The sequence below is a fragment of the Streptomyces sp. MUSC 14 genome, assembly GCF_001866675.1.
GTDB lineage: Bacteria > Actinomycetota > Actinomycetes > Streptomycetales > Streptomycetaceae > Streptomyces.
Window position 1 is genome coordinate 52,219 of sequence record NZ_MLYN01000034.1, and the last position, 24,737, is coordinate 76,955.

General features: G+C 69.1%; 24 protein-coding genes and 2 pseudogenes. 14 read left to right on the forward strand and 12 right to left on the reverse strand.

What is annotated here, in order from left to right:
* Positions 1 to 97: 97 nt before the first annotated feature.
* The gene (locus tag BIV25_RS51220) at positions 98 to 466 is read left to right on the forward strand and encodes a hypothetical protein (RefSeq protein ID WP_071374041.1); all 369 of its coding nucleotides are present in this window, start codon (positions 98 to 100) and stop codon (positions 464 to 466) included.
* Positions 406 to 681, forward strand: a pseudogene (locus tag BIV25_RS54495) (glycosyl hydrolase family 28 protein); the annotation flags it as partial. The gene BIV25_RS51220 and the pseudogene BIV25_RS54495, both read left to right, overlap by 61 nt.
* Before the next feature lie 198 nt (positions 682 to 879).
* Here BIV25_RS54495 and BIV25_RS53035 read toward each other — a convergent pair.
* A complete protein-coding gene (locus BIV25_RS53035; RefSeq protein WP_256255975.1) occupies positions 880 to 1,287 on the reverse strand; it encodes a hypothetical protein in 408 nt (135 codons plus the stop codon).
* Positions 1,262 to 2,854, reverse strand: coding sequence for a hypothetical protein (locus BIV25_RS21730; protein ID WP_143076685.1), 1,593 nt, complete (start codon positions 2,852 to 2,854; stop codon positions 1,262 to 1,264). The genes BIV25_RS53035 and BIV25_RS21730 overlap by 26 nt, the downstream gene beginning before the upstream one ends.
* Before the next feature lie 511 nt (positions 2,855 to 3,365).
* Between BIV25_RS21730 and BIV25_RS51225 the strand changes: the two genes are divergently transcribed.
* The 4 genes from BIV25_RS51225 to BIV25_RS21755 all read left to right on the forward strand — a co-directional run bounded on the left by BIV25_RS51225 (position 3,366) and on the right by BIV25_RS21755 (position 8,778).
* Complete coding sequence (locus BIV25_RS51225) at positions 3,366 to 5,555, forward strand: ATP-binding cassette domain-containing protein (protein ID WP_177235369.1); 2,190 nt, start codon at positions 3,366 to 3,368, stop codon at positions 5,553 to 5,555.
* A 582-nt stretch (positions 5,556 to 6,137) separates the two neighbouring features.
* Positions 6,138 to 7,589 carry a radical SAM protein gene (locus BIV25_RS21745; protein ID WP_256255976.1) on the forward strand — a complete coding sequence of 484 codons (1,452 nt, stop codon included), beginning with the start codon at positions 6,138 to 6,140 and terminating at the stop codon, positions 7,587 to 7,589.
* Positions 7,586 to 8,602 carry an aminotransferase class I/II-fold pyridoxal phosphate-dependent enzyme gene (locus BIV25_RS21750; protein ID WP_071374048.1) on the forward strand — a complete coding sequence of 339 codons (1,017 nt, stop codon included), beginning with the start codon at positions 7,586 to 7,588 and terminating at the stop codon, positions 8,600 to 8,602. The genes BIV25_RS21745 and BIV25_RS21750 overlap by 4 nt, the downstream gene beginning before the upstream one ends.
* Positions 8,599 to 8,778: a hypothetical protein gene (locus tag BIV25_RS21755; RefSeq protein ID WP_071374049.1), complete on the forward strand. Its 180-nt coding sequence runs from the start codon at positions 8,599 to 8,601 to the stop codon at positions 8,776 to 8,778. The genes BIV25_RS21750 and BIV25_RS21755 overlap by 4 nt, the downstream gene beginning before the upstream one ends.
* 205 nt (positions 8,779 to 8,983) lie before the next feature.
* Here BIV25_RS21755 and BIV25_RS54500 read toward each other — a convergent pair whose 3' ends face one another.
* The 3 genes and pseudogenes from BIV25_RS54500 to BIV25_RS21765 form a co-directional block, all read right to left on the reverse strand.
* Positions 8,984 to 9,439: a Fic family protein gene (locus BIV25_RS54500; RefSeq protein WP_071374050.1), complete on the reverse strand. Its 456-nt coding sequence runs from the start codon at positions 9,437 to 9,439 to the stop codon at positions 8,984 to 8,986.
* Positions 9,440 to 9,558: 119 nt separating this feature from the next.
* A pseudogene (locus BIV25_RS53045) lies at positions 9,559 to 9,965 on the reverse strand (DDE-type integrase/transposase/recombinase); the annotation flags it as partial.
* A 37-nt stretch (positions 9,966 to 10,002) separates the two neighbouring features.
* Positions 10,003 to 11,472 (reverse strand): MFS transporter, encoded by a 1,470-nt coding sequence (locus tag BIV25_RS21765; RefSeq protein ID WP_071374051.1) that lies wholly within the window; start codon positions 11,470 to 11,472, stop codon positions 10,003 to 10,005.
* A 150-nt stretch (positions 11,473 to 11,622) separates the two neighbouring features.
* Here BIV25_RS21765 and BIV25_RS21770 point away from each other — a divergent pair, with 150 nt between their 5' ends.
* Positions 11,623 to 12,189: a TetR/AcrR family transcriptional regulator gene (locus BIV25_RS21770; RefSeq protein ID WP_071374052.1), complete on the forward strand. Its 567-nt coding sequence runs from the start codon at positions 11,623 to 11,625 to the stop codon at positions 12,187 to 12,189.
* Between the two features lie 1,186 nt (positions 12,190 to 13,375).
* On the opposite strand, the gene BIV25_RS21775 is transcribed toward BIV25_RS21770, so the two are convergent.
* The 3 genes from BIV25_RS21775 to BIV25_RS21785 all read right to left on the reverse strand — a co-directional run bounded on the left by BIV25_RS21775 (position 13,376) and on the right by BIV25_RS21785 (position 17,769).
* Positions 13,376 to 13,852 (reverse strand): (2Fe-2S)-binding protein, encoded by a 477-nt coding sequence (locus BIV25_RS21775; RefSeq protein WP_071374053.1) that lies wholly within the window; start codon positions 13,850 to 13,852, stop codon positions 13,376 to 13,378.
* Positions 13,853 to 13,860: 8 nt separating this feature from the next.
* The gene (locus tag BIV25_RS21780) at positions 13,861 to 16,191 is read right to left on the reverse strand and encodes a molybdopterin cofactor-binding domain-containing protein (RefSeq protein WP_071374054.1); all 2,331 of its coding nucleotides are present in this window, start codon (positions 16,189 to 16,191) and stop codon (positions 13,861 to 13,863) included.
* A 1,200-nt stretch (positions 16,192 to 17,391) separates the two neighbouring features.
* Complete coding sequence (locus BIV25_RS21785; protein ID WP_071374055.1) at positions 17,392 to 17,769, reverse strand: helix-turn-helix domain-containing protein; 378 nt, start codon at positions 17,767 to 17,769, stop codon at positions 17,392 to 17,394.
* Positions 17,770 to 17,921: 152 nt separating this feature from the next.
* On the opposite strand from BIV25_RS21785, the gene BIV25_RS21790 reads away from it, so the two are divergent.
* The 6 genes from BIV25_RS21790 to BIV25_RS21815 all read left to right on the forward strand — a co-directional run bounded on the left by BIV25_RS21790 (position 17,922) and on the right by BIV25_RS21815 (position 22,089).
* On the forward strand, positions 17,922 to 18,890 hold the full coding sequence (locus tag BIV25_RS21790; RefSeq protein ID WP_071374056.1) for an NADP-dependent oxidoreductase: 969 nt from the start codon (positions 17,922 to 17,924) through the stop codon (positions 18,888 to 18,890).
* A gap of 30 nt (positions 18,891 to 18,920) precedes the next feature.
* Positions 18,921 to 19,241, forward strand: coding sequence for an NIPSNAP family protein (locus tag BIV25_RS21795; protein ID WP_071374057.1), 321 nt, complete (start codon positions 18,921 to 18,923; stop codon positions 19,239 to 19,241).
* Positions 19,242 to 19,319: 78 nt separating this feature from the next.
* Positions 19,320 to 19,766, forward strand: a complete 447-nt coding sequence (locus BIV25_RS21800; RefSeq protein ID WP_071374058.1) for a heme-binding protein — start codon at positions 19,320 to 19,322, stop codon at positions 19,764 to 19,766.
* Between the two features lie 634 nt (positions 19,767 to 20,400).
* The gene (locus BIV25_RS21805; RefSeq protein ID WP_071374059.1) at positions 20,401 to 20,901 is read left to right on the forward strand and encodes a hypothetical protein; all 501 of its coding nucleotides are present in this window, start codon (positions 20,401 to 20,403) and stop codon (positions 20,899 to 20,901) included.
* Positions 20,902 to 20,906: 5 nt separating this feature from the next.
* Complete coding sequence (locus tag BIV25_RS21810) at positions 20,907 to 21,278, forward strand: transcriptional regulator (protein WP_256255977.1); 372 nt, start codon at positions 20,907 to 20,909, stop codon at positions 21,276 to 21,278.
* Positions 21,279 to 21,375: 97 nt separating this feature from the next.
* Positions 21,376 to 22,089 carry a LuxR C-terminal-related transcriptional regulator gene (locus tag BIV25_RS21815; RefSeq protein WP_371273053.1) on the forward strand — a complete coding sequence of 238 codons (714 nt, stop codon included), beginning with the start codon at positions 21,376 to 21,378 and terminating at the stop codon, positions 22,087 to 22,089.
* Here the strand turns inward: BIV25_RS21815 and BIV25_RS21820 are convergent.
* Positions 22,082 to 22,411, reverse strand: a complete 330-nt coding sequence (locus BIV25_RS21820; RefSeq protein WP_071374062.1) for a hypothetical protein — start codon at positions 22,409 to 22,411, stop codon at positions 22,082 to 22,084. The genes BIV25_RS21815 and BIV25_RS21820 overlap by 8 nt on opposite strands.
* Before the next feature lie 376 nt (positions 22,412 to 22,787).
* Between BIV25_RS21820 and BIV25_RS21825 the strand changes: the two genes are divergently transcribed.
* Positions 22,788 to 23,036: a hypothetical protein gene (locus BIV25_RS21825; RefSeq protein ID WP_071374063.1), complete on the forward strand. Its 249-nt coding sequence runs from the start codon at positions 22,788 to 22,790 to the stop codon at positions 23,034 to 23,036.
* 62 nt (positions 23,037 to 23,098) lie between these two features.
* On the opposite strand, the gene BIV25_RS51230 is transcribed toward BIV25_RS21825, so the two are convergent.
* The 3 genes from BIV25_RS51230 to BIV25_RS53055 form a co-directional block, all read right to left on the reverse strand.
* A complete protein-coding gene (locus BIV25_RS51230) occupies positions 23,099 to 23,242 on the reverse strand; it encodes a hypothetical protein (protein ID WP_177235370.1) in 144 nt (47 codons plus the stop codon).
* A gap of 70 nt (positions 23,243 to 23,312) precedes the next feature.
* Positions 23,313 to 23,930, reverse strand: coding sequence for a hypothetical protein (locus BIV25_RS21830; RefSeq protein WP_256255978.1), 618 nt, complete (start codon positions 23,928 to 23,930; stop codon positions 23,313 to 23,315).
* Between the two features lie 186 nt (positions 23,931 to 24,116).
* The gene (locus tag BIV25_RS53055; RefSeq protein WP_256255979.1) at positions 24,117 to 24,308 is read right to left on the reverse strand and encodes a hypothetical protein; all 192 of its coding nucleotides are present in this window, start codon (positions 24,306 to 24,308) and stop codon (positions 24,117 to 24,119) included.
* Positions 24,309 to 24,737: the final 429 nt, after the last annotated feature.

Below are 24,737 nucleotides of genomic sequence, written 5' to 3' on the forward strand. Positions count from 1 at the left end.
AGGCTCTCCCGCCCGAGAGCCCGGGGCGTCCGCCGGCGGAAGTAACTCCTGCTGCTCCGGCGCGAGTACGTCCTGCGCCGGAAACCGCCCGGCCCCCGTGGCCGTGGAGCTGACGGCATCCGGCTCGCACAACGCCTTCCGCACCGGGCTGTTGACCGTGCACCAGGGCGAGGTGCTGCCCATCGACAGCGATGGCACTCCCTACGGCCCCCGTAATCCGGCCTCCTACCAGGCACAGGGCAAGCCGGCCTGCGGCACGCTGTCCGCCGCCGAGGGCGGCTGCGTACCGCTGATCTCCGTCTCCGGAGCCCACGCGGGCATCGAGGGCCTACGGTCATCCAGCGGCAGCCAGGGACGGCTCGACGGCCGCGGCGACCAGGACATCCTGGGCACCTCCACCACCTGGTGGGCGCTGGCCAGGCAGGCCCAGAGACGGAGGGCAGGAACCAGCAGGACCCACGGCTGATCCAGGTCAAGAACGCGGACGACTTCACGCTCCACGACATCGACTTGCTCAACTCTCCCGACTTCCACGTCACTTACCGGGGCGGCACCGGCTTCACCGTCTGGGGCGTGCGCATCAAGTCGCCGGCCGACGTGCGTAACACCGACGGCATCGACCCGGGTCGGGCGACCGACGTCACCATCAGGGACTCCTGGATCCAGGACGGCGACGACGGCATCGCCGTCAACGGCGGCAGCCCCGTCCGCAACGTCGCCATCGCCGGCAACCACTTCTACGGCACCCCGGTACCCGCTCGTCTTCGACACCCACTACGCGAACGGCAGCGGCTCCCGCATCCCGTCCTTCACCGGCGTCACGGTGCCGGGCCTGCGCGTGGTGAACTCGCCGTCCGACACCCGGTCCGTCTTCAACGGCTACAGCGCCGGACAGCCGCTGGAGCTGACCCTGAGCAACGTCAGCCTCGACGGCGACGCCAGTACCGCCGCATACGCGAAGATCGCCCTCCACAACAGCACGATCATCCAGTCCGGGACCGGCGTCACCGTGACCGGGTTCCCGGCGGCGGTTCCCTCCCGACGTGCGGTTTCCCGGCCTGCCCGGCGCTTCAGCCCGACATCGTCGGCCGCGCCCTGGACAGGCCCCCGGACGTGGCCCACGCCGTACAGGAGAGGCTCATACGCGCGGTGGACCGCCTGGACGATCTCCGCGACACGTGCGCGTTCGGCTCGTGGCTTGTGGCGGTCGCGATGCGGCCCCCGGCGTCGCGCCGATGACCGGACCGGCGAAGACCAAGAGTCAGGAGCCGTAACGGTGGTCTCCATGGGGCTGCTGTGCTTTCGGGGACGGGGAGCCGGAGGCGCTGGTCGGCGAGGTGGCCTTGGCGGCGGCCGGACTGGTGTCCGTGTCGGCCGACGGGGTGCTCGGCGAGGCGGACGGGGAGGTGCCGGCCGGGGTAGGCGTGCGGCTGAGCGCTGTCAGCACCGCGTCGGTGACCAGGCCGTTCGCGTTCGTGGTGAGGATGACGGGGTCGGCGGCACCCAGAAGCCGATCGCAGCCCAGGTTGGTGAACGTCTGGTTGGCCCGTGAAGCGAGGAAGCCGAAGAGGTTCGGTGCCATGGCCGGGTCCGGCGAGGGCGCCTTCTCGAAGAGCGTCTTGTCCTTGAAGACGCGCTGGATGCCGGCGGGGTCGCGGAAGAGAGTGGCGCAGAAGGCGGCTCCGTCCCCGTCGGCGCCGGCACCGACCGCGGGCATGTCGACTCCCGCGCGGTACGCGTTGGTCTTCGCGACGCTGGTGCGGCCGTCGACGAGCGTCATCGGGTCGTTCTGCGGGACCAGCGCGATCGGCGTCTTCTGGTCTGCGGCAGCGGACAGTTCGTCGAGCGCGAGGGCGGAGGTGGCATGGCCGTCGCTGGACTGGTCGGGCGCGGTGAACGGCTTGCAGCCAAGAGCAGGGTCCATGAACTGGGTCAGCAGCAGGTTGTCGCTGCCGTTGGCCAGATCCTTGGGGCCGCCGTGGGTCGCCGATCCGGCCTTGCCGTTGTGCCGGTGGTGCCGGTCGCCGTGGTTGGCGAGCCGAGTGCCCTTCCTGAGGGCGGCCCTGCTCGCGGCGTTGTTCTGGGCGATACGGCCGTGTGCGTCGGCGAGGTAGTGGGTCACCACGTTGTCGCTTCCGTCCTGGTCCACGACGGAGAAGTCCCGCGTGGTCGGGCACGGCAAGCCGTCCCTGGCTCTCCCGAGCGCCGGAATCCTGAGGTGCCCCCTGGCGATCTGGGTGTTGGCGGCCCGGAAGAAGGCCGGCGCATTGCAGTACGCGAACTGACCGAAGACCGACCCCGGCAGGCCGTTGACGCACTTGCCCTGGGCGAGGCTGTCGGCACGGCCGCTTGTTCGCAAGGTCAGATCGGCGCTGTTGAAACCGAACCAGATGCCCACGGTCGACCCGCGCGGCACCGAGGGCCGGGCGGTGCGCGCGGCCGGTCTCGTTCCCTTGTCGGTGACCAACGGGTTGTAGACGCTCAGCTTGCCGTTCGGGGTGAGGATCGCGGCTTCCACGAACGCCGACTGATCGGGGTTGGCCTCGCGGCAGGGTCCCTGCGCCGGATCGCTCGCGACGAGTCTGTAGGGCGTGGCCAGGCCACCGGCGGTGAGCGGGTTGTCGGGCACCAGCAGCGTGCACTTCGGATCGGGTGTGGCAGCCGCTACGGGCTGCGCGGCGGCTGCCTGGTTCTGTCGCGGGCCGCGGTGGTCACGTCCTTCCGCCGCGAACACCGAACCCGCGACGACGGCGAGGATCACCGGCCCGCCGATCAGCGCGATCGACACCTTCGACCGCTTCCAGCGTCGGGCGTGCTCCCGTCGCGACGGCTGTGCCAAGTCTTTGCGGGCCACTGAGCTGCTCCTCACTGTGTGTCCCTCCGTGGGGAGCGACTTACGGTCGCGCGGGCGCACGACGGATCCACCTGCGGTACGTGCCGGACCCCACGGAGTGTTCAACGGCCACACCAGCCATTGCCGAACCTTGAGGAACGGGACTGCGCCAAGCGCAGTCGCAACAGGCGAGGCGGTCAGCGGGGCTTCGAGCGATGCCTCGGTCCGGACCGGTCGGATCTTGGGTGGGCAGTCGGTGAGAATGACGTGAGTTGAGGGGCATGCACTGCGCGGCGTCCACGTGCCCCGGAGCTGCAGGAAGGCGACGGCGACTTCTCCGGCCGCACGGTCCGCGGCATGGTACGGGCCGCGACACCCAGGTGGGCAGGCCCGCGTCCACGCCACATGTCCGCTTTGGGAAATGTCGCCGGATTGTGAAGCGTAAGTAAATCTATGAACTTTCCTTGTCAGATGAAGGGCTACTCTGTCGGCCGCAGACGCCGTGGGCGGTCACGCGTCCCGGTGGCGCGGATTGATCGACGCGCGCCATGCACGCCTCTATATGCCGCTGAACAGGACTGGCGCTCAGGGAATGACAGATAAGACGTCGTCGAACGCCGAGCGGGTCCTCAGGATAGGCCGCGCACCCGACAACGACCTCGTCGTACCGGACCCCATGGTTTCCAAGTACCATGCGGTGCTGCGGCAGACGGTCGAGGGCGAGCCCGAAATAACGGATCTCGACAGTTCCAACGGCACGTATGTCAACGGCAATCAGGTTGACCGGCACGTGCTCGGCCCGCGCGACGCCGTGATGATCGGCCATTCCAGACTTCATCTGACCGACGGTCGGCTGGTGCGCGCCGACGCAGGCACAGGTTCTTTCACCGCCCGGGACCTGACAGTCCGGGTGCGTCAGCGCGGTGAAGCGAAGACACTGCTCAGCCAGGTCAGCCTCGACCTCCCCGAGAAGTCCCTGGTGGGCATCGTGGGCCCGTCCGGCTGTGGTAAGTCCACGCTGCTGCGGGCGCTGACGGGCTACCAGCCCGCCGACGAGGGCGAAGTGCTCTACGACGGCCTCAACCTCTATACGCACTTCGCGGAACTCCGCCAGCGCGTGGCTCTTGTCCCGCAGGACGACGTCCTCCACCCGCAACTCACCCTACGCAGAGCACTGAGCTACGGAGCCAGGCTGCGTTTCCCGCGCGACACCGATGCGGCAGCCCGGGAAGAGCGCGTCAAGGAGGTGCTTGAGGAACTGGGCCTCTCGGACCGTTTGGACACCCGGATCACCGCGCTCTCCGGCGGGCAGCGCAAACGTGTCTCGGTCGCTATGGAACTGCTGACCAAACCCGCGCTGCTGCTGCTCGACGAGCCGACTTCCGGCCTCGACCCGGGGCTGGACCGGCAGGTCATGCAGATGTTGCGCGGTCTCGCGGACGGTGGCCGCCGCGTCGCGGTGGTCACGCACAGCGTCGCCAACCTCCATCTGTGCGATCGCCTGTTGGTCCTTGCTCCGGGTGGCCGCACCGCGTATTTCGGCCCGTCGCACTACGCGTTGGAGTTCTTCGGCTACGACGACTGGGCGGATGTCTTCCAGGCCTTCGACCTTCATCCCGATCGGGACTGGGCGGCTCGCTACCGCGATTCGATCCACTCCCACACCTACGCCGCGGTGATGGAGGAGTCGGCGGCCCGGAGTACCGACGCACCGGACGACGGAGCGCAGAGCAAGGCCCCGGATGCAGGGGATTCGAAACAACGGAAGAAACTGAAGAGAGCGAGGAAACGGTCGAAGGCGGGCGGCGGACCACGGGAGTCCTCCGGTGCCCAGTCGGTTCGTCCGCCGAGTTGGCGCTCTCAGTTCACCACCCTGATGCGCCGCAACTTCTCGGTCATCGCAGCGGACCGGGGCCATGCGGGTCTGCTGCTCGCCCTGCCCCTGATCATGGGGGTGCTCAGCGTCACGGTGCCCGCCCAGTACGGCTTCATGGCCGCCACACATACCTGCGTGAGGTCGGCGTCCTGTGTTCCGAACTACAACGTCGACGCCCAGCCCGTCCTGCTGGTGCTGGCAGTCGGCGCATGTCTGACCGGCACCGCGAACTCGGTACGCGAATTGGTTCAGGAACGCGTGGTCTACCAGCGGGAACGTGCGATAGGGCTGTCCCGGTCCGCCTACGTCCTGTCAAAGGTGATGGTCTTGGGGCTGATCACCGCGGTACAGGGATTCATGGTGGTCGCGATCGGACTGGCCGGCCGTCGGCTGCCGGTGGCCGGACTGGTGACCACACCGTCCGAGATCGAGCTGATACTGGTGGTGGTACTGCTCTCGACCACCTCGATGATGCTCGGCCTGATCATCTCCGCCCTGGTGCGCACCGCCGAGAAGACCATGCCCCTGCTGGTGCTCGCCACAGTCGTCCAGGTGATGTTCAGCGGCGCGGTCTTCCCGCTGTTCAACCAGACGGGCCTGAATCAGCTCTCCTGGCTCGCCCCCTCCCGCTGGGCGGTCGCCGCACAGGCGGCCACCATCGACCTGAGCCGGATCGGTCCGCCCACGGACGACGTGCACCCCCACTCCGCTGATCCGCTGTGGGCCCACACCACTCAGCAGTGGTGGCTGGATTCGGGGGTGCTGGAGGGCTTGGGGCTGGTCGGCATCGTCGTGGTGCTTGTGCTCCTCCGACGCCATGAGCCGCTTGTCATGCGCCGAGGCTGACCAGCAGGCCCACGGAAAGGCTCACCGTTCGGGCCGGGGGAGGGTCCCGGTCCGAACAGTCCGGCCCGCCCCGCCCGCTTCTGCACCGCGAGCGCGGTGCAGAGCCCCGGCCGGAACATGCTGATCACCGCGGCCACTGCGCCTTCGACACGAATGCCGGGAAGCCGGTGGACGACCGCTGGACCACATCGCAGGACGAGGACGGAAACCGACCCCGGCCTCCCGTGCCCTCGGCTTGATCAAGGACGCCCGATCGTCCAGCAATCGGTGGCGCGGTTTCTCCGGCTCGGGTGTGGCCGACTCACTGTTTGCGTCAGGTCGGTACTGCAGGCGTTCGAGACGGTCGCGCACGAGCTTGTCCAGGCGGTCGAGGGCGACGACGGCGAGGTTGGCCGGGCTGCGTTTGATGTGTGCCCACATGCCCAGTCAGCCGGGCCGTCAGCCTGCGACTATCAGCTCCGGGGAGAGGAAGGGCTCGCCGACTTCGTCGGCGGGCCCCAGCGAGAGATTGCTCGTGAGGACGGATGAGTCCCCGGCCACGCCGGGCTGGTCAACGGTCTCCAGGGCGCCGGTGGCCGTGTCGTGGACCGTGACAGGGCGGGGTGTGTCGCTGACGACGGATCGGTTCGGGGCACCGCGTTCCGCCTGCAGTACGGTCCATGTCGTCCGGGGCCGTTCATGCATGATGACGGAATGAACCATAGCGACCAGCGCTTCCACGTCATCGTGCTGTCGAACTTCGCGAAGGGCTTCGACAAGTACGCGTTCGCGTACGACAAGGCGGGGATTCCGGAGAGTACCTATCCCGACCGGTTCCACCTGCTGACCCGTGCGGAGTTGGGTATCGGCATCGGCAAGGCGCGACGCTTGCTGGACCGTCTGGCCATTCCGGGCGACCGGCTGCTGGTGCTGGAAACCACGGTGGACCCTGACAAACTGGTCCCCAACATGTCGACCGGCCTCGGCATGGAATGGCACGAGGCTCGTATCCGGTTGGCAGCAGTCCACGAGCTCGACCAGGCAGGCGACGAGTTCACTCTGCGCCCGACCACCGTCGAGGATGCGATGGCGGCCTCCCTGCACCTGCACGCATCGGCACAGCGTCGCTACGCCGACACGCGACCGCGCTCGGTTTCACTTCTGCCGGTCGCTTCCGCCTGCCAGGCCCGGTGTTCGTTCTGCTTCTCCTCGGCTTCGATCTCCAGCGACCAGGCGCCGGCACGGGTCCCGTGGGGCGCGGTCGCCCACTGGCTGGAGCGCGCCCGTGCGGCGGGTGCCGAGCGTGCGGTGATCACCGGCGGCGGGGAGCCCACGCTCATACCGTTCGAACAGCAGCTGAGGCTGGTCTCCGCCTGCTCGGCGGCCTTCCCGAAGGTCGTCCTGATCACCAACGCGCACACCCTGGCAAAGGGCCACCACGCCGACCGGGCCGGCCGGCTGGAAGCTCTGAGTGCCGCAGGTCTGAGCGTGCTGTCGGTCTCCCGGCATCATCAGGACGACGCCGTCAGCGAGCGGCTGATGATGCTGCGCACGCCGGTGAGCTCTGTGGTCGACACCTGGCGCGTGGGACGTGACCGCTGGCCGCGGCTGCGGATGAGGCTGATCTGTGTGCTCCAGCACGGCGGCGTCGCCGACGCGGCCGGCGTCGCCGACTACCTTTCGTGGGCCGCGGCGCTCGGTGTCGAGGAAGTCTGCTTCAAAGAGCTCTACGTCTCCACCAGCACCGAGTCGCTCTACTTCGACCGTGCCGCCAACGTCTGGAGCCGACAGCACCAGGTCTCGCTGTCCGTCGTCACCCGGTTCACCGAGCAGCACGGCTTCGAACTGGCGAGCCGCCTGCCCTGGGGCGCGCCGGTCTACCACGGCAGCTGGGACGGACGGCTGATGCGGATCGCCGCCTACACCGAGCCCAGCCTTCTCTGGGAGCGCACCAGCGGGATCGCACGCAGCTGGAACGTCATGGCCGACGGGCGCTGCTACGCCTCCCTGGAAGACCGGGCCAGCGAGATCGCGCCGGAAGGTGTAGCGGCATGAGATTCGACGAGTTCCAGCAATTCCGCCAACGGCAGCTCACTGCTTCCTCGTTGCTTCTGGACGCCGCCGAGACCAACGTGTACCGGGCGCTTGCTCCGATGCGACCGGAGCCGCCGGCCGACATGAGTACGGTGCACCGGTGCGATCTCGCCCGTGCCTGGCTGCGACGCTTCGAGCTGCCGGAGGACCGGTCGGGCCACGCCATGGTCTGTCGAGGGGTCCGTCACGGGCTCGGTGTGGTGTTCCACTGGCTGCGTGCCGTGCAAGCGCGGTTGTGGTTGCCCGGCGACGTGTACCCGGTCTACTTCGAGCTGGCACGCGCTGCGGGCCTGGTGCCCGCGTCCTACCCGACGCTGCCGGAGCCGGCGCTGCCGTGGGCGCCGGCGGACGACCGGCCCGAATACCTGCTGCTCGCCAACCCCAGCAAGCCGCTCGGCCGTTACCTGTCCGATGCCGAGTGCGCCACGGTGATTTCGTGGTTGCGGGAATCACCACGCCGCCGGTTGCTGATCGACAGCGTCTACGACCTCGGAGCCCCTTTCGCCATCAGCACACGGCGATTGCTGGACACCGGTCGTGCGGTCCTGCTGCACTCGGTCACCAAGGGATGGCTGTGGCCACGCACGTTCGGCGTGGTCCTGCTGGGTCCGGCGCACACCGAATTGGCCGAAGCGTTCCGGGCGGATCCCCCGTCACCAGCACAGCTGAGGCTCGCCGACCGTCTGCTGACTGAGCACAGCGACGTGCCCCGGCAGGTCGTCGGCGAACTGGCAGCGCGGGCTGAGCGGTTGTTCGCACGGTTGCCGGACGAGGTGCTCGGGGCGATTCCCACGGCGAGCCGGACTTGTCCCGGCAACTACTTCTTCCCGGTCGAAATCCCGACGGAGACGCTCCGGCGCGAGTACGGAGTGCTCGCCATGCCCATCAGCGTGTTCGGGGACAGCGGCTGGTCCGGCTCCGTCCTGACCAGCCTTGCTGACGCTTTCGACGCGACGTCGGCGGTGGCGCGATGAAACCACTGAAGGACCTGGCCGTATACGACGATGCGGACTTCTACGACCAGGAGTTCGCCGCGCGCACCCAGCAGCTCCTGTTCTGCCGCTCCCGAGCCGCCAACGGCCGTACCGGCGATCCGCCGTCGGTACCGGTCATGGATCCGAACCGGCGTCAAGGCCGGCAGCGCAAATGATCTACATCGCAGCCAGCCGCTCACGCCCAGCACGTGCACCCCGAATGAACATCACGCCAGACCCCTGAACGGCCACTTCAAGGTGGCGCAACGCGGGTGAACGCCCCACCGCGCATCGCAGGATCCCGTCCGGTCCGATTGATCGGGCGGGGTCTTGGCGATTCCGGCGTCTGCGCGAGGTGACGTCGGTGGCCTGATGCGGCGCTCAACACGGCGGCGGAATCCCGTGGCCCAGCGTGAAGGGCTCGCCCCAGTACTCGGCCGACGCGACCTTGCCCTTGGTGAAGCCCTGGGGGAGTTCGTCGCTCTTGCACGTGTCGAAGCTGCCGATGATCAGGAGGTCCTGGGCCTCGGTGCCGTCCCCCAGGTGGCCCTTCATGTGGCCCAGGGTGGCGTAGGCCGGTACGTTGAACCGGATCCACAGCCCGGCGTCACGCTCGGGGGAGTAGATGGGGTCGCCGACCTCGCGCAGCACCTTGTCGTACTCCCAGGTGTTGCCCGGCATGCCCAGCCATTCCTCGATGGAGGAGAACTCCGACGCTGGCACGCCACCGCAGGCGATCAACGGGGTCTGCAGCGAGCGGGACATCCGGCTGTTCCCGTCCGACCAGGGATGGATCTTCACCAGGTTCAGGTGCGCCATCGCGGTCCGCGTCAGCACGTGGGCCTATAGGCCTCCGTCGTTGAGCCAGTCCACCAACTCCCCCATCAAGCCCAGCAGCAGCTCGACGTCTGGACCTTCATAGCCGGTGGCCAATCCGTCCCCGGTGGCGCCCTGGCTCAGCCTGCCGTGGGCAGAGCGGTGACGCCGGTGATGTGCCTCCAGACGGCGAAGCGGTTGGTCATCTCGGCCCGTACTCGGGCGCGGTCATCAGGTGACGGCGGGGGGCGGAAATGGGGGTGAAATCCGGCTGCACGCGGCGAGGAACTTCTGCGCTGGGCGGGGCGAGCGGAAGCCTTTCACGGCGCGTTCGCGCTGCCTCGTTGGCTGGTGCGAGTCTTCCGCCCGGTTGTTTCAGCCCCTTGTGCAAGCGGTGTTCCACCGAGCCCGTCAGGTGCCGGTGACCCGGCCCATGGGATCGGCACTTGTCGGTCACCCGCAGCCTGGGCATGAACCGTTTCGCGGCCTTCGCGTCCCGCCTGTGCTGGACCGGGATGTCCAGCACATGGCCGTCCTGGGTCGCTGCTCCTCTCACCCCTGCACGGTATGCGCGGTCGATGTTGTCAACGGCTGTTCACGGGTGCCTCGTTCGAGGTGGTGACCGCATCCGGGTCGGTGGGCCGATGCGGCGCCGCGGAGTCTTCTGCGGGCTTGGGCCTGGCCAGCCACAGGCCGGTGCACACGGCGGTGGCCAATGTGATGGCGCCGGCAGTGGCGAAGGCGCTGTTGAGGCCGGTCTCGAAGGAGGCGCCGCGGGATTGCCGGGTGCGGACGACGGCTCCGAGCAGCGCCACGCCGAGCACGGCGCCGATCTGCCGGGTGGTGCTGCTGATGCCTGAGGCGAGGCCGCCTTCCTGCGGGCTGACTGCTTGGATGGCGGCTCCCGTCAGTGGGGACATGGTCAGGGCGAAGCCGATGCCGACGACTCCCAGCCGCCACCACACGTTTCCGTAGCCGGTGTCGGCGTGCACCGTGCCGAGCGCCAGCAGTCCCAGGCCGGCCAGGGCCAGGCCGGTGGTGACCACGATTCGGAAGCCGTACCGGGCGGCGAGCCGGCCCGCGTACGGGCTGACGATCACCATGGCGAGGGATACGGGAAGGGTCTGCAGGCCGGCGCGCAGGATCGAGCTGCCCTGGACGTACACGAAGAACTGGGAGAAGAAGAACGACGAGCCCATGAGCGCGAACCCCACCACGACCATGGCGGTGTTGGACACGGTGAACAGTCGCTGCCGGAACAGCCGCGGTGGCAGCATTGGAGTGGCACGACGCGCTTCGACGGCGATGAAGGAGGCGAGGAGGATCACCGCGGCGGTGAAGCTGCCCAGGATGGGCGGTGAGGTCCAACCGCGGGCGCCGCCCTCGATCAGCCCGTAGGTCAGTGCCCCTACCCCCAGAACGGACAGCACCGTGCCCGGGATGTCGATCGCGGCGGCGCTCGGATTGCGGGACTCGTCGAGGTGGCGCAGGCCGACCAGCAGCAGGACCACGCCGATGGGCAGATTGACCACGAAGATGGCGGGCCAGCCGAAGGCTTCGGTCAGCACGCCACCGGCCACGGGGCCCGCAGCCAGACCGATTCCGCCGAGTCCGGCCCACAGCCCGATCGCCTTGATTCGTTCTTGCGGCACGGGATGGGCGGCGGCGAGCAGGGCGAGCGAGGCGGGGCTCAGCGCCGCGGCCCCGATGCCCTGCAGCACCCGGCCGGCGACAAGCCAGCCGAGCGAGGGCGCGAGGCTGCACAGCACCGACGCGGTGGTGAACACCGCCACGCCGGTCAGGTAGACCCGCTTGCGGCCGAACCGGTCGGCGAAGACACCGCCGGACAGCAGCAGCATGGCGACCAGCAGTACGTACGCGTCGACGATCCATTGCAGACCGGTCAGCTGCGTGTGCAGCCGGTGCTGCATGTCGGGCAGCGCCGCTCCGACGATCGTGTTGTCGAGCAGGACCATGAACTGGCCCAGGCAGGTCACCGTGAGCAGCACGGCCCGGTTTGATCGACTGCCTGCGGTCGCACGTGATGCAGTCATGGGATCCCCCTCAGTCGTTAGTTGCGCCCGTCCGCGGTCGACGCGGGTGGCGGTAGACCTGAGCGCACTAAAGCAGTCAGTGACTGCATTAGGTGACTATAGGGAGGACCGCCTCGCAAACGCAAGCAGCAACTGCGTTAAGGTGGAGGCATGAACGAGCGACAGCGAGCCCGGCGGCCCGGCGGGCGCAGCGCCCGTGTCGGCGTGCAGGTGCACCAGGCCGTCACCGACCTGATCAGTGAGCGCGGCTACGGCAACTTCACCGTCGGCGAGGTCGCGGCCCGCGCGGGCGTGGCCGACAGCAGCATCTACCGCCGGTGGGGCAGCCTGGAGACCCTGCTCACCGACGTGGCGCTCACCCGCCTCAACGCGCGGTCGCCGATGCCCGACACCGGGAGCCTGGCCGGCGACCTGCGCACTTACGCGGCCCAAGTGGCCCGCGAGATCACCGGACCCGACGGTCTGGCGGTGGTGCGCCTGGCCGTCGCCCTGTCGAGCAGTGGTCAGCAGGGCCTGCAGGCTGCTGACGACCTCCTCGTCGAACGCACGCGGCAACTGCAGTCCATGCTCGATCGCGCCCGCGACCGTGGCGAGCACGCACCTGACGCGTTCGACGTGCTGGACCACATCCTGGCCCCGATGTATATCCGCGTCCTGTTCGGCATGGTGCCGCTCACCCCGGACTACATCGACGGGCTGGTCGACCGATTGCTGTGAGCTCAACCTGGTTCCCGCGATCAGCCCTCGCATGCGGTGCCAGGGCTCCGCGAGGAGCTCGCCGAAACGCACCCGGCCAGCTAAGCATCCGGCCCTTGGCCGGCTCACGCGACCTGGCTGAATCCATCGGACGGTAGGCCGTCGCCCCGGATCGGGGTGAAGCCGACGTCCAGGTGCGGGTCGTAGGCGTCGGGTTCGTCCGCGACCACCCGGACTCCCAGATCATCCCGTGGCGCTTCCGGGTCATTCTCCTTGTGTCGACGCGGGTACGCCTCGGTCGAGCCGGACTGTGGGTGTGCTGGTGTGCGAGTTCGTCGATGGCAGCGTGGGTGCGACGAAGACCCTGGCCAAGACACCGTGTGGCGGCTTGGATGCGTTGGTGGTCACCCTTCCGCCGAGTCACTTCCTGACAGCGGGCGCTGTGGCCGCGATAACGAGCAGCCTGCTGCTGGGTGGCTGCGTTTCCACCGCCAGTAAGAGCACTGGCCATCCCGGCGCCAGCGCCCGGCCTGCCTCCGCCAAGCCCTCCGCTCCGCTTGTGGGCTCGGGCATGCGCGAGGCGTGCTACTCACAGATCGGAGCTGTGCGGATCACTTCGACGCTCGGCGGCCTCGGCACGACCAAGATCCACCGTGCCCCACCAGGAGCTTCACGTGCTTGTCCATCCGTCGGCAATCCATCTGTCCACCGCGCACCTGCAGCATCTGACGCGTCAACTCACCGGACACCGGAGGGAGATCGGTACGCGTCGGCGGGGACTGCCGGCGGGCCGTCAGGCCCTGCTTGCCCTGGCGCGCCTGCGATGCGGTGACACCGATGCCTGGCTCGCCACGGGCTTCGGATGGCGCGCACGTGCCGGCCGGCGGCAGGCCTGTCGCGGTCCATCCGGCCAACCTGCGCAAGGAGTACGGCGCGGCACGGCGCCACGTGTACGCTGACATCCACTGCCTGGGCTGCGCCGCCCGCACACGGCACGTCCAGGGCGGCTTCGCCCAGCAGGCTGCCGTCCGTCGCGCTGCACGCGGTAGTGGAGACAACGGAGTTGTCGGCGAGCGCGGCCTGAGAGGTCCATCGATCCAGTCCACCACCTGGGCGGCCGACCTACCGGCACCCGCAGAGCCGGTCGGCGATCACCACACAGGGCCTGGGGTCGGTGAACCCGCACGGCGAGTCCCGGCACGGCGCCTCAGTATTTCTTCGCGCCGGCCACGATCGCTTCCCGGATGCGGTGGTACGTGCCGCACCGGCAGACGTTGCGGATCTCGTCGAGGTCGGTCTCGGTTATCTCCCGGCCCTCCTCGCGGGCCTGGCGGACCTTGGCCACGGCGGTCATGATCTGGCCGGGCTGGCAGTAGCCGCACTGTGCCACGTCGTGCTCCAGCCAGGCCTCCTGCATGGGGTGCAGATCCTTGCCGACGGTGGCGGGCAGGCCCTCGATGGTGGTGACCTCGTCGTCCGGTCCGACCGCGCCGACCGGCACCGAACAGGGATTGAACGCCTTGCCGTTGATGTGGCTGGTGCAGGCCTGGCAGACGCCCAGCCCGCAGCCGTACTTCGGTCCGGTGACCCCGAGGACGTCTCTGAGCACCCACAGCAGCCGGACGTCGTCCTCGATGTCGACGGTCACCCGCTTGCCGTTGAGGATGAAGGTCTGTTCGGGCACGGCAACTCCTAGAAGGCGCGGTTGAGTCCGTCGGTCGGGGACGCGGGGATCGGCGGGGTGGTGGGCAGCGGCTCGAAACCGAGCGGTCCGGCGTGGTTGATCGGGAAGCTCGTCGGCATGGCACCTGTGGCGCGGCCGTAGGCGCAGGCCACGGCGGCCGCCGCAGCCGCCACGGCCAGTTCCCCGGCGCCGCCGGGCTGCCCGGAGGTCGGCGGCATGACGACGATCTCCAGCTCGGGCGGGACGTTCCATTGCCGGGTGTAGAAGTAGTTGTCCCAACTGCCTTCCAGGAAGTGCCCGTCGTCGAGATGGAGGCCGGAGCTGAGGATGATCGCGATCCCGTCCATGATGCCACCCATCATCTGTGCCTGAAGTCCCTGCGGGTTGACCGCAAGGCCCACGTCGACTGCGCACACGACCTTGGTGACACGGGGACCGGTGTAGGCGTCGCGGACCTTGCGGCCGGTGGTCTGCGGGCGGCAGTCGATCTCGGCGAGGACGGCGACGCAGGCGTGGTATTCGGGATGCAGCGCGATGCCCTGCGCCGTGCCGGCGGGCATGCTCCGGCCCCAGTTCCCGACGTCCGCCACCTTGTCGAGGACGGCCCGCACCCGCTCGTCCTTCACGAACTCGCGACGGAACCGGTACGGGTCCTGGCCCATCCGCGCGGCCAGCTCGTCCACGACCAGTTCCTGCGCACAGCGCACGTTGGGCGAGTAGATGTTGCGCATGGAGCCGGTGTTGAAGCCCTTGTCCGTCTCGCCGAGCAACTGGGTGACGACGCCGAAGTTGTACGGCGTCTGCTGGCTGAGCGCGAAGATCGTCTCGGAGAAGGCCAGATCGCCGACCGGCAGCCGCGCGGCCTCGGAGGTGATGATCTCGCCGACCCCGTGGCCGAAGTCGGTGGCGACGGAGGTGTGCCGCTGGTCGTAGGTGAGCACCTGGCCGAGGGCATAGGTGGCGCGCACCCGCGAGGTGGCCATCGGGTGGGCACGGCCCTGCCGGAAGTCGTCGGTGCGGTGCCACATCAGCTTGACCGGCTTGCCCATCGCCTTCGAGGCCTCCGCGGCTTCGGCGGCGGCGTCGTGGAAGAGCTTCCGCCCGAAGGAGCCGCCGCCCTCGGTGACATGAACCGTGACCGCCGAGACGGGCAGCCCCAGCTTCAGCGCGATCTGCTCCTGGGCGACGATCGGGGACTTCACGCTCCCCCAGATCTCGGCCGAGTCCTTCCGCACGTCGGCGATGGCGCAGTTGGTCTCCAGCGCGCTGTTGCTGGCGAAGTGGAAGGTGAACCGGGCGTCGACCGACTTGGTCAGCAAGTCCAGTGCGGGGAGGGGGAGTTCTGCTCTTCTCAGCTCGTCGCGGATCGTGGTGTCGGACGCGTTCTCGGCACTGCCCGGTCCCCAGGAGACCTCCAGCGCGCGCACGGCGTCGATGCACTGGCCGAAGGTACGGCCGCGAACGGCGACCCCGGTGGAGACGGTCGCGACATCGGTGATGCCGGGCATGGCCCGTATTTCGGCGAGGTTGTCCACCGACCGCAGGGTGCCGTTGATCGTCGGCGGTCGGCACACCATCGTCGGCAGGGCGTCAGGGATGTGCAGGTCCATGGCGAACTTCTTGCGCCCGGTCACTGCTTCGATCGCGTCGACACGCCGCTGAGCGATGCCGATGACCTTGAACTCCGCCGGTTCCTTGAGCCCCACCGAGACCCGACCAGTCGTCACCGCTGCTGCCTTACCGGCCAGTTCACCGTAGGTGAGACTGCGGCCGGTGGCCGAGGAGGTGATGACACCGGCCGTCGCCGTCAGGGTGTCCAGGGCCTCGCCGAGTTCCAGGGAAGCGGCCTTCAGCAACCGGCCCCGGGCCACGGCGGCGGCGACGCGGATCGGCGTGAAGGTCGAGATCGTGGTGTTGGAGCCGCCGGTGAGCTGGTTGAACAGCAGCTCCGGCCGCGCATCCGCGAGTGTGACCCGGATCCGTTCCAGTGGCAGGTCCAGTTCCTCGGCGATCAGCATGGCGCTGGACGTCGTGATGCCCTGCCCGACCTCCGCCCGGGGCAGTGCGAAGGAGGCTGTGCCGTCGGCGTCGATCCGGATCGTGATCAGGTCGGCCGTCGGCAGCGTCGCATGGGTGAGCATGTCGTTGAGATCGTAGATCTCCGCCGGACCCGGCACGGACGGGACGACGGCCGCCGCCTCGTCCGGCGCGATCACCGCCTCACCGAGTTCGGCGGCCACGGTCAGCGTCGAGGCGGCCAGCACATAGCCGAGGAATCTCCGCCGCCCCAACCCGGCCGCCACGGGTTCTTGCACCCGTCGCGCAGAGTGGGTCTCCATGTCCGTCAACTGTCCTCCCAGTGACGCGCGTTGCCTGCCTTCACCACAGCTCCTCGCGGTGCATCCCGTCCCAGTACTCGCTTGAGGATCTCCCTGGCGGCGACCACCGGCAAGACCTTCGTGGCGCTTCACCCGCCCCCGATGGCGACGTGGCAGCAGGTCTCACGTGATGTCCTTCAATCCGCCATGCCTTGCGCACACGCCCATGGGTGCTGCCTCGGTGCGAACACGCCGTCGGTGATTCCACCGTCCCCGCGGTGACGGCCACAGGCAGAAGCGGGGAGAGGCGACACGAGACTGTGCCGCTGCGCAAACGCGCCGGGCGCCACTGCGCGTGACGACGCAGCCGAGGACCGGTGACCGGGTCGTCGGCTTGCTGGGACAAGGCCGTGGTCAAGCGCGCCGACGAGGCCGAGTAACACGCCAAGGACGCCAAGAACCAGGCCGACGCGGCCAGCGGCGAAACCGGCAGGGCACGCGCCGCCGCGGCCACGTCACCGCCAGGTCGAAGACGCCCACTACAGCGACCCAGACGCCCGGCCGGGACGCCCACCGCGAGATATGCCGGTGCCGTTGTGTGGTGCGGGCGGAGCGGATCGGACACCGGCGTGGGGTCTCGCGCACCCTCCGGCAAGTCGAGTCGGTGAACTGGAGAATGTGGTCCGGGCTGTGGCAGTCCTCGACGGCGACGAAGCCGGTTCGATGATCAATTTGGCCACGCGCGCTGCCCCTGAATCCGGGCTCGCGTCGCCTCCCCCCCCATGGGCGGCGCGAGCCCACGCTGCACATCGAAGACGGCGTGCCGCAGGACGCCACGTCACGCCGGGTGCTTCTTCTCGGCGTTGAGGACGCACAGGCTGACGAACGCCGCCGACGAGGCCGGGGCGCGCGGGGTGCAGAACTTCAGCAGCGACCACGCCGGCACAGAGACGGAGACGCCGTCTTCGCCCTCCTGAAGCGGGTGTCGCAGGTTCGAATCCTACCCAGGGCACAGAGGAACACCAGGTCAGGAGCTCTGTGCAGGATGGCCGTCAGGAATGAGCCAGCCCGGTGTCGGCACGAGAAGCTGGTCGACCGGCATGCCGCTCGGGAAGCGGTGCGGCGGCGTCTCGACTGGACGACGAACACCCGTCTCGTGAGTGACCGGCTCTTCGTGCTGGACGAGCGGGAGGTACCCCAGGAGTGCGCATCCTGCCCCGGTTACCGCACGGCCGGCTCAGGGGTGAGGGTGTTGTCGATGTTGTCCTCGACCCAGGCGCGGAGCGCGTTGAGCGGGATCGCGGCGCTCTGGCCGAGGGGGGTGAGCGCGTACTCGACGTGCAGGGGGACGGCGGGGTAGATCGTGCGGTCGAGGATGCCGAAGTCCTCGAGGCGGCGCAGCGTCTGGGTCAGGACCTTGGGGCTGACGCCCTGGAGTTTGCGCTGAAGTTCGCCGAACCGTTGGGCGCCTTCTTCGAGGGCGCCGATGGCCAGCGCGGACCACTTGTTGGCGAGAAGGTCGAGCAGGGCGCGGCAGGGGCACTGGGCGGCGTAGACGTCGTGGTGCGCGTGCTGGCCACTCGGACAGGTGGTCGTCATGATCACTCTCCTCACCAGGATACTTCCCAATGGGAAGTACTAGACCTTGAAGGTAACTATATCCATGGGGATAGCGTCATCGACGTCAGCAGGAGGGCCGCCAACGGCCCCCACGAAACGCCTTTTCCAGTTGCATTCTCAGGAGATGACGCATGTCCGCAGACATGATGCGCGCGGTGGTCCAGGACGGTTTCGGCGGCCCGGAGGTGCTGCGGGTCCAGCAGGTGCCGCGCCCGGTGCCGTTGCCCACCGAGGTGCTGGTGCGGGTGCGCGCTGCCGGGATCAACCCGGTGGACTGGAAGACCAGAGGTGGCACCGGCATGGCCGGGGTGGTGGGTGAGCCGCCGTTCACCCTCGGCTGGGACGTGTCCGGCGTGGTGGAGGAGGTCGGTTTCGGTGTGACCACGCTGAAGGTGGGCGACGAGGTGTACGGCATGCCGTGGTTCCCGCGGGTCGCGAACGCCTACGCCGAGTACGTGACCGCCCCGGCCCGGCAGTTCGCCCGCAAGCCCGCCACCCTCGACCACGCGCACGCCGCCGCCGTACCGCTGGCGGCGCTGACTGCCTGGCAGGCCGTCGTCGACACCGCCCACGTGCAGACCGGCCGACGCGTGCTCGTCACCGCGGCCGCCGGCGGGGTCGGCCACTTCGCGGTCCAGTTCGCCCGGCACCTCGGCGCCCATGTGATCGCCACCGCCAGCGCCGCCCGCCACCCGTGGCTCAAGGAACTCGGCGCCGACGAGACCATCGACTACACCACCACCCGCTTCGAGGACGCCACCGCCGACGTCGACGTCGTCATCGACCTGGTGGGCGACGCCCACGACCAGACCAGCACGCGCTCACTGAAGGCCATGCGCCCCGGTGGCCTGCTGGTCGCGATCCCGGCCGGCGTCTCCCCGGAGCTGGCCCAGGCCGCTGAGGCGGCCGGCGTGCGGGTCACCCCGTTCCTGGTCGAGCCGGACGGCGCGGCCCTGACGACGATCGCCGACCTGATCGACGCCGGCCACGTCACCGTCGAGGTGGAGGAGACCTTCCCGCTGGAGCAGGCCGGCGTGGCCCACTCCCGCGGCGAGGCCGGCCGCACCCGCGGCAAGCTCGTCCTCACCGTCACCAACTGACAGCCCCAGCATGCACTTTGGAGGAACACCGTGTACTACGAGATCCGCCGCTACCAGGCCCGGCCCGGACGACGCGACGAGTGGGTCCGCTACATGGAGGACACCGTCATCCCGTTCCAGACCTCGCTGGGCATGGACGTGACCGCCTCCTTCGTCGACGACCAGGACCAGGACGGCTACGTCTGGATCCGCCGGTTCGAGGACGAGGCACAGAGCGAGGCCCTGTACAAGGCGGTCTACGACCACGACCGCTGGAAGAACGAGATCGGACCGGCCGTCCACGCCCTGCTGATCCCCGAGAAGACCGTCGTCACCCGCGTGGTCCCCACCCCAGCTTCACCGCTGCGCTGACGCGGCCCCGACCGCTTCACCCACCACCCGCACAGCACAGACCAGCACAGCAACAGCAACAGCAGCAAAGGAACGTCCATGAGCACTGACACGCTCCAGAAGTCGTCCCCCTCCTCCTCGATCACCCAGGCCGCCGCCGGCGCACTCATCGCGGCGGTGCACACCGCCGCCGCGCGGATCGGCTTCACGGCGGCCATCGCCGTAACAGACGCGGGCGGGCATCCGAAGGCGTTCGACCGGGCCGACGACGCCCCCTTCCTCACCGCCGAGGTCGCCCTCGACAAGGCGTGGACCGCAGCCTCTTTCCACATCCCCACTCACAAGTGGAACGACTACCTGGCCAACGCGCGCGTCGCGCCGCTGGCCGGCCACCCGCGCCTCATGGCGGTCGGCGGCGGCTACCCGATCATCGACGACGGCCGATGCGTCGGCGGCCTCGGCATCTCCGGCGGCAGCTACGAGCAGGACCAGCAGGCCGCCGAAGCGGCCCTGGCCGCCCTCGGGTTCGAAGTGCCCGCTCACTGAGAGCCATGTCCGGCCTCCTGGGCGCCCCCACCCTACGAAGGGGAGGGCCAACCCGGTCAGGAAGGTAGAGCTCACTGACCGCCCGTCGGATTCCATCGGCATGATCGTGGGAGCCCTGATCTTCCGCAGTGGTGTCCCGGTGGCCGAGGCAGTGGTTGCGGGTCTGACCGGGGCTGGTTCCAGTGTTCCGGTGCTCCGCGGTCTCATCGGTTGACGTCTCGCCTGGCTGCGAGAGGCGTCTTCCCAGCGTGGTGCCGCCGAGTTCTGCCGTGGCCGAGCACGCGTGTGCCGACTGTCCCGTGATCAGCACTGATCTCGAGTCGCCTTCACAGGGGCGATGCGCTCCCGTGGCTAAGGGTGAGGCTGTGCCGGCAGTGGACGGAGCACGGACGCGGCTGCGGGCGCAGGGTCCAAGTGCACGCGCGACCCGCCGCGCGGGAACCGGATGTCCACTGGGATGAAGGGCGGTCTCCCGAAGGGGTGGGACCAGGCGGCCTGTCCGGTCCGGGAAGGCGACGCACTGTGTCCGGTCCGGGTCGGCGCGTCGGTACGAGCAGCTCCGTCGTTCACTTGCCCGGCAGGAAAGTGTCCGCTACTTTCTCTGTAGGAAAGTAGTCGTCTGAGGGGAACAGAGATGAGTACGCCCAGCCCTGCCGAGGCCCGTGACGCCCTGAACCGCGTCCACGAGATCCGCCGCACCGCCGTCGACTCGCTGCGCACGCCCTGGTGGCTGTGGGCGGCGCTCGGTGTCGTGGTGATGCTGGTCTTCGCCGCCAACGACTACGGCTCCGCCGTCCAGGTCGGCGCGTCGCTCGGCCTCGGCGCCCTTGCCGTCGCCTGGGTCGTCGCCGGACGGCTCAGCCCCCGCGTGGCCGCCGTCTCCGGCGTCCCGCACCGCAGCACCAGCACGGGGCACGCCAGGCTCGCCGTTGTGCTGATAGCCCTCATCTGCGGCATCGGCAGCCACTTCGTCAGTCCTGCCGTGCACCGTGTGCTGACCGGATCCGGCATGCCCGCCTGGATCCGTGAACACCCCTACACTGCCGCCGCGCTCCCGTTCGCACTCATCAGCCTGGCCGTGGCCATGCTGATGAACACCGTGGCGCGACGGATGGCCCGCCGCCCCTCGAAGTGATGAGCGTGACCGAACCAACCGCCGATGCGCTCCCTCAGCTGGAGCAACTCCTCCTGGACCCGACCCGGCTGACCATCGTCTCCCTCGTGTCCGCCACCAACTGGTGCGAGTTCGCCTTTGTCCGCGCCAACGCCCAGCTGAGCGACTCGGCACTGTCCAAGCAGCTCACCACCCTCGGCGGCGCCGGCCTCGTCGAGATCCGCAAGGGATACGTCGGCAGACGACCCAGAACCTGGGTACGGGCCACTCCCGCGGGCCGCGAGAGGCTACGCACCCACCTGGCCGGGCTCCAGCAGATCGCCGACCGCGCCCAACAGGCCGCCGCCGGCCTCCCCGACGACGACACCGACCCAGGAACAGGCACTTCAGCTTCGTGAAGTACGGCTGTCCACCAGAGGGGGCGTAGCGTCCGATCAAATGCGCCTTCGGGTAACAGATTCCCCACATCTGAATGCAGAAAGGCGGTGCGTCGCAGTGACCACGCGAGTAACAGGGTCCTGGCACAACAGGGACAGGGCGGCGGCCCCGCGCAGTCCTTCGGGGTTTCACCGAACTCAGCCCGATCACCGACATCGCACGGAGAGCAGCCGTCGCTTCTACACGGCACACATCGACACCGACATGCACATCGTGGCGGCGGAGCATGATTTCTCCCGCCAGTTCGGCACAACGTCCGCCGACATCTGCGGACGGAGCCTCTACGATCTCCTGCACCCCGGCTCGCCTGCTGTACTCAACCGGCACTTCAACCGGTTGTCGGAAGGACGCTGCAACCGCTTCGCCGAGCGCATGGTCGGCCTGGGCGACGAGGGGCGGGCCTTTCCCGGAGAACTGACGGGCATCGCCGTACAGAACACCACCGGACTGCTGGCCGGGATCGTCGTACAGGTCAGGCCGGACGCCCACGCACCCGACACGGACTCCGAGGAGGGAGTCCTCAACCCCGGCGAGCGGCTTCTCAGCAAGCTCGACGCACAGGTCCTGGAGGGCGTCGCCAGCGGCGCCTCCACGGTCCAGCTCGCCGCTCGTCTCTACCTCAGCCGGCAGGGCGTCGAATACCACGTCGGCCTCATGCTGCGGAAGTTGAAGGCACCGAACCGCGCCGCCCTCGTGGCGCGTGCCCACTCCATGGGCATGCTGACCGTCGGCCAGTGGCCCCCGCGGGTGCTGCCGGACTTCATCAAGTAGCGACACCTTCGCCACCGGCCTGACGCCTGGCGCACCAGGCGAAGTCGTCGACGCCGAGGATCCGCGGGGACCGTTCCGGCGCGGTCGGAGGCTCCAGGAGTTCCAGCAGTCGCGTGCGGTCGGCGACGAGGTGCATGCGGCGGCACGGCCGTTCGCCGGCTCGGGCGCCGGGCTCAACCGCGACCTGGCGCAGCCAGGCCTTGAGCCCGAGGCTGGAGCGGCGGTACCGCTCGCTCAGCCCGTTGACCTGCTTGACGAACGTCTGCCGCCCACAGTTGGACCGGTCGCAGAAGAACCGACGGAACCGCAGCCTGACCAGCAACTTCTTCCCGACTGGGGGCCGTTCGGCCTCGCTTCGCTCATAGGCGGAGTGGACTCCACGGCCTCCAAGCGAACATCGACGTCCGGGAACGGCACATCATTCAGCGAGCAGACCCCCACCAGCCAGGCATGCCCTGCCGGACTCTCTGCCGTGGCGAAGAAGACGGTAGAGGATGTCCTGTTTCCAGGGATCGGTGTGCGGGTGGAGGAGGTGAGCGGCTCCTCCGGCATCCTGACGGTGGAGGCGGGGGCATGTGGCGAGACTGTGTGGGCGGGCCCCGATCCCCGTACGCCCCGTCCTTCACCCTCCACGCCCCGGCCCCAGCTGTGTCGCCGAAGATGATCTCGCGCACGTTCCATAAGGACAGGCGGCCTTCGTGGCCGTCGTCCTCGGCAGCGTCGGTGTTCTGGGGGCCGGCACCGCCGGCAGGGGTGGGGTCGGCGGCGGCCAGTTCGACGTCCGGCAGAGCGGTCAGTGCAGGTCGCACGACCTCAATCTCGACGTTCTCGGCGAGGTCGGAGTTCTCAACGGCCTGCTGGGCAACGCGTTCAACGGCGAGGGTGATCCCGGCGCGCAGTCCACCCGTCTCGGCTCGACCATGGGCTGCAACAACACGGCTTTCTGACGCCTGCACCCCGGTGCGTGACCGGATGGGCCCTCGGTGTCCGAGCCGCCGTGGGCACGGTTCTACGACTTCGGTGCCGGTCGTGTGCCGCAGTTCCTCGCCGAACCGGCCGAGAAGTCGAGCCGACCGCGTCGCCCCGATTCGTCTTCGTCGAGCACGGCAAAGAGCACCGCGGTCGCGTCGAGCGCGGGCAGGTTGACGTGCAAGTGCCCGACTCCGACACCGCGGTCCCGCTCGCGGAGCTGGCGCCGTTGGCGGTGGTGGGGTGCAGCGTCATCATTTGTGGTCGCGCAGGAGGGCAGGGATCTCGGCGCGGGTCGGGTAGTTCGGCAGAGGTGCCGGCCTGTCCTGCAGGAACGCGGTGATGGCGGCAGTGGCTCGGGCGTTGTTGTCGTCCAGGCCGTTCCACCTGTGGTGCCCGACCCCGGGCATGTACTGCGTGCGCCGGACGGCGGGGGCATCGGCGAGGACGGCGGTCTCCCATTGACGGAGCTGGGAGGAGCATTCGGCCAGCATCAGTATCGCGGGGGTCCGGGACTGCCTCAGCAGCCGTGCGATGGAGGACGAGTCCCTCACCGTCTGTTGGATGCGGGGGCTGGCGGCGGGGCTGAAGGAGAAGTTCTGTGCCGTGTCCTCAGCCGGGATGCGGTGGGCGTCGCGCGCACAGTAGGCGGATGCCGTGTCGCTGCCCAGGTCGGCGGCGGTGAAGGCGTTGTCGCCTTTACCCTGTCCGATCAGTCCGGTGTCGGGGGTGAGGAGTCCGAGCCGCATGAGGCCGAATGCCACGGCGTACCGGGGGACATGCGTCGAGCGTGGTCCCGTCATGGTCGGCGCGAGGCCGCGCGCGGAAGTTCGGCCCTCGTGCCCGGTGATCCGCGCGGTGGGGCCGTCCATCGGGCCGGGCTCGGCAATGACCGCCCGGTGCACACGCGCGGCGACGCCGGCGTCGGCCAGGGCTCGGGTGCCGGTATCCGGGCTGCCTTGGAGCCCTTCGCCCTCACCAAGGGGGCGAGCGTCGCCACCCGCACGACTCAGACGCCCGTCAACAGACCGTGAGGAAGCCCCCTTCGGGCCTGGGGGCTACCGTCGACCGTCGTACGCGATCTGGTCGGCGGCGCTGCGAGGTTCGCGGCCGAGGAGGCCGGCCGGCAAGTGGTGGACCCCGGCAAGGCGGCCTTCGCGGGCGGCCTGGAACGTGGTGAGTGTCATCCGGGCCATCGCCTCCGGCGTACCGGCCGCGACCTTGTCCGCGGCCCACTGCTCGTCATCCACGGCGATGCGCGTGACTTCGCGGCCGCTGTTCTGGGCGCCGCCGCTTCGGCGTCGGCGTCGGCGCGGTCGGTCCAGGAGACCGGCTCGTCCGCGGGAGCCGTGACCACGCCGGTCTCCTGCCAGGGGCTGAGCAGCCGGCCGAGGCTGTGCGCGTAGAAGCCGTTGCGCAGCGAGGTGCAGGCGACGCCGGAGTCGGTGAGTATCCGCTCGGTGGCGCTATGGGCGCGTGCTGGAGAGAACGGGCTGTCGGCGCCGGCGCCCTGGTGGCTGGTGTGGAAGATGCGCTGGGCCCCTGCCGCGACGGCGGTCTCGATGCCGACGCGGTGCAGGCCGACCGCGTCGGCGTGGGGGCGTTGGAGGAGACGAGCAGGATCTGCTCGGCGTCCTCGAAGGACTGGCGCAGCGCGGCTGGGTCCTTGCAGGAACTCG

Bases quoted from the DNA above. Each gene is read 5' to 3' on its own strand.
- BIV25_RS21755 (WP_071374049.1), top strand. From the start codon at position 8,599: ATGAAACCACTGAAGGACCTGGCCGTATACGACGATGCGGACTTCTAC.
- BIV25_RS21800 (WP_071374058.1), top strand. From the start codon at position 19,320: ATGAGCACTGACACGCTCCAGAAGTCGTCCCCCTCCTCCTCGATCACC.
- BIV25_RS21785 (WP_071374055.1), bottom strand. From the start codon at position 17,769: ATGACGACCACCTGTCCGAGTGGCCAGCACGCGCACCACGACGTCTAC.
- BIV25_RS21830 (WP_256255978.1), bottom strand. From the start codon at position 23,930: ATGGACGGCCCCACCGCGCGGATCACCGGGCACGAGGGCCGAACTTCC.
- BIV25_RS21765 (WP_071374051.1), bottom strand. From the start codon at position 11,472: ATGACTGCATCACGTGCGACCGCAGGCAGTCGATCAAACCGGGCCGTG.
- BIV25_RS21780 (WP_071374054.1), bottom strand. From the start codon at position 16,191: ATGGAGACCCACTCTGCGCGACGGGTGCAAGAACCCGTGGCGGCCGGG.
- BIV25_RS21750 (WP_071374048.1), top strand. From the start codon at position 7,586: ATGAGATTCGACGAGTTCCAGCAATTCCGCCAACGGCAGCTCACTGCT.
- BIV25_RS21790 (WP_071374056.1), top strand. From the start codon at position 17,922: ATGTCCGCAGACATGATGCGCGCGGTGGTCCAGGACGGTTTCGGCGGC.
- BIV25_RS21770 (WP_071374052.1), top strand. From the start codon at position 11,623: ATGAACGAGCGACAGCGAGCCCGGCGGCCCGGCGGGCGCAGCGCCCGT.
- BIV25_RS21805 (WP_071374059.1), top strand. From the start codon at position 20,401: ATGAGTACGCCCAGCCCTGCCGAGGCCCGTGACGCCCTGAACCGCGTC.
- BIV25_RS53035 (WP_256255975.1), bottom strand. From the start codon at position 1,287: ATGGAGACCACCGTTACGGCTCCTGACTCTTGGTCTTCGCCGGTCCGG.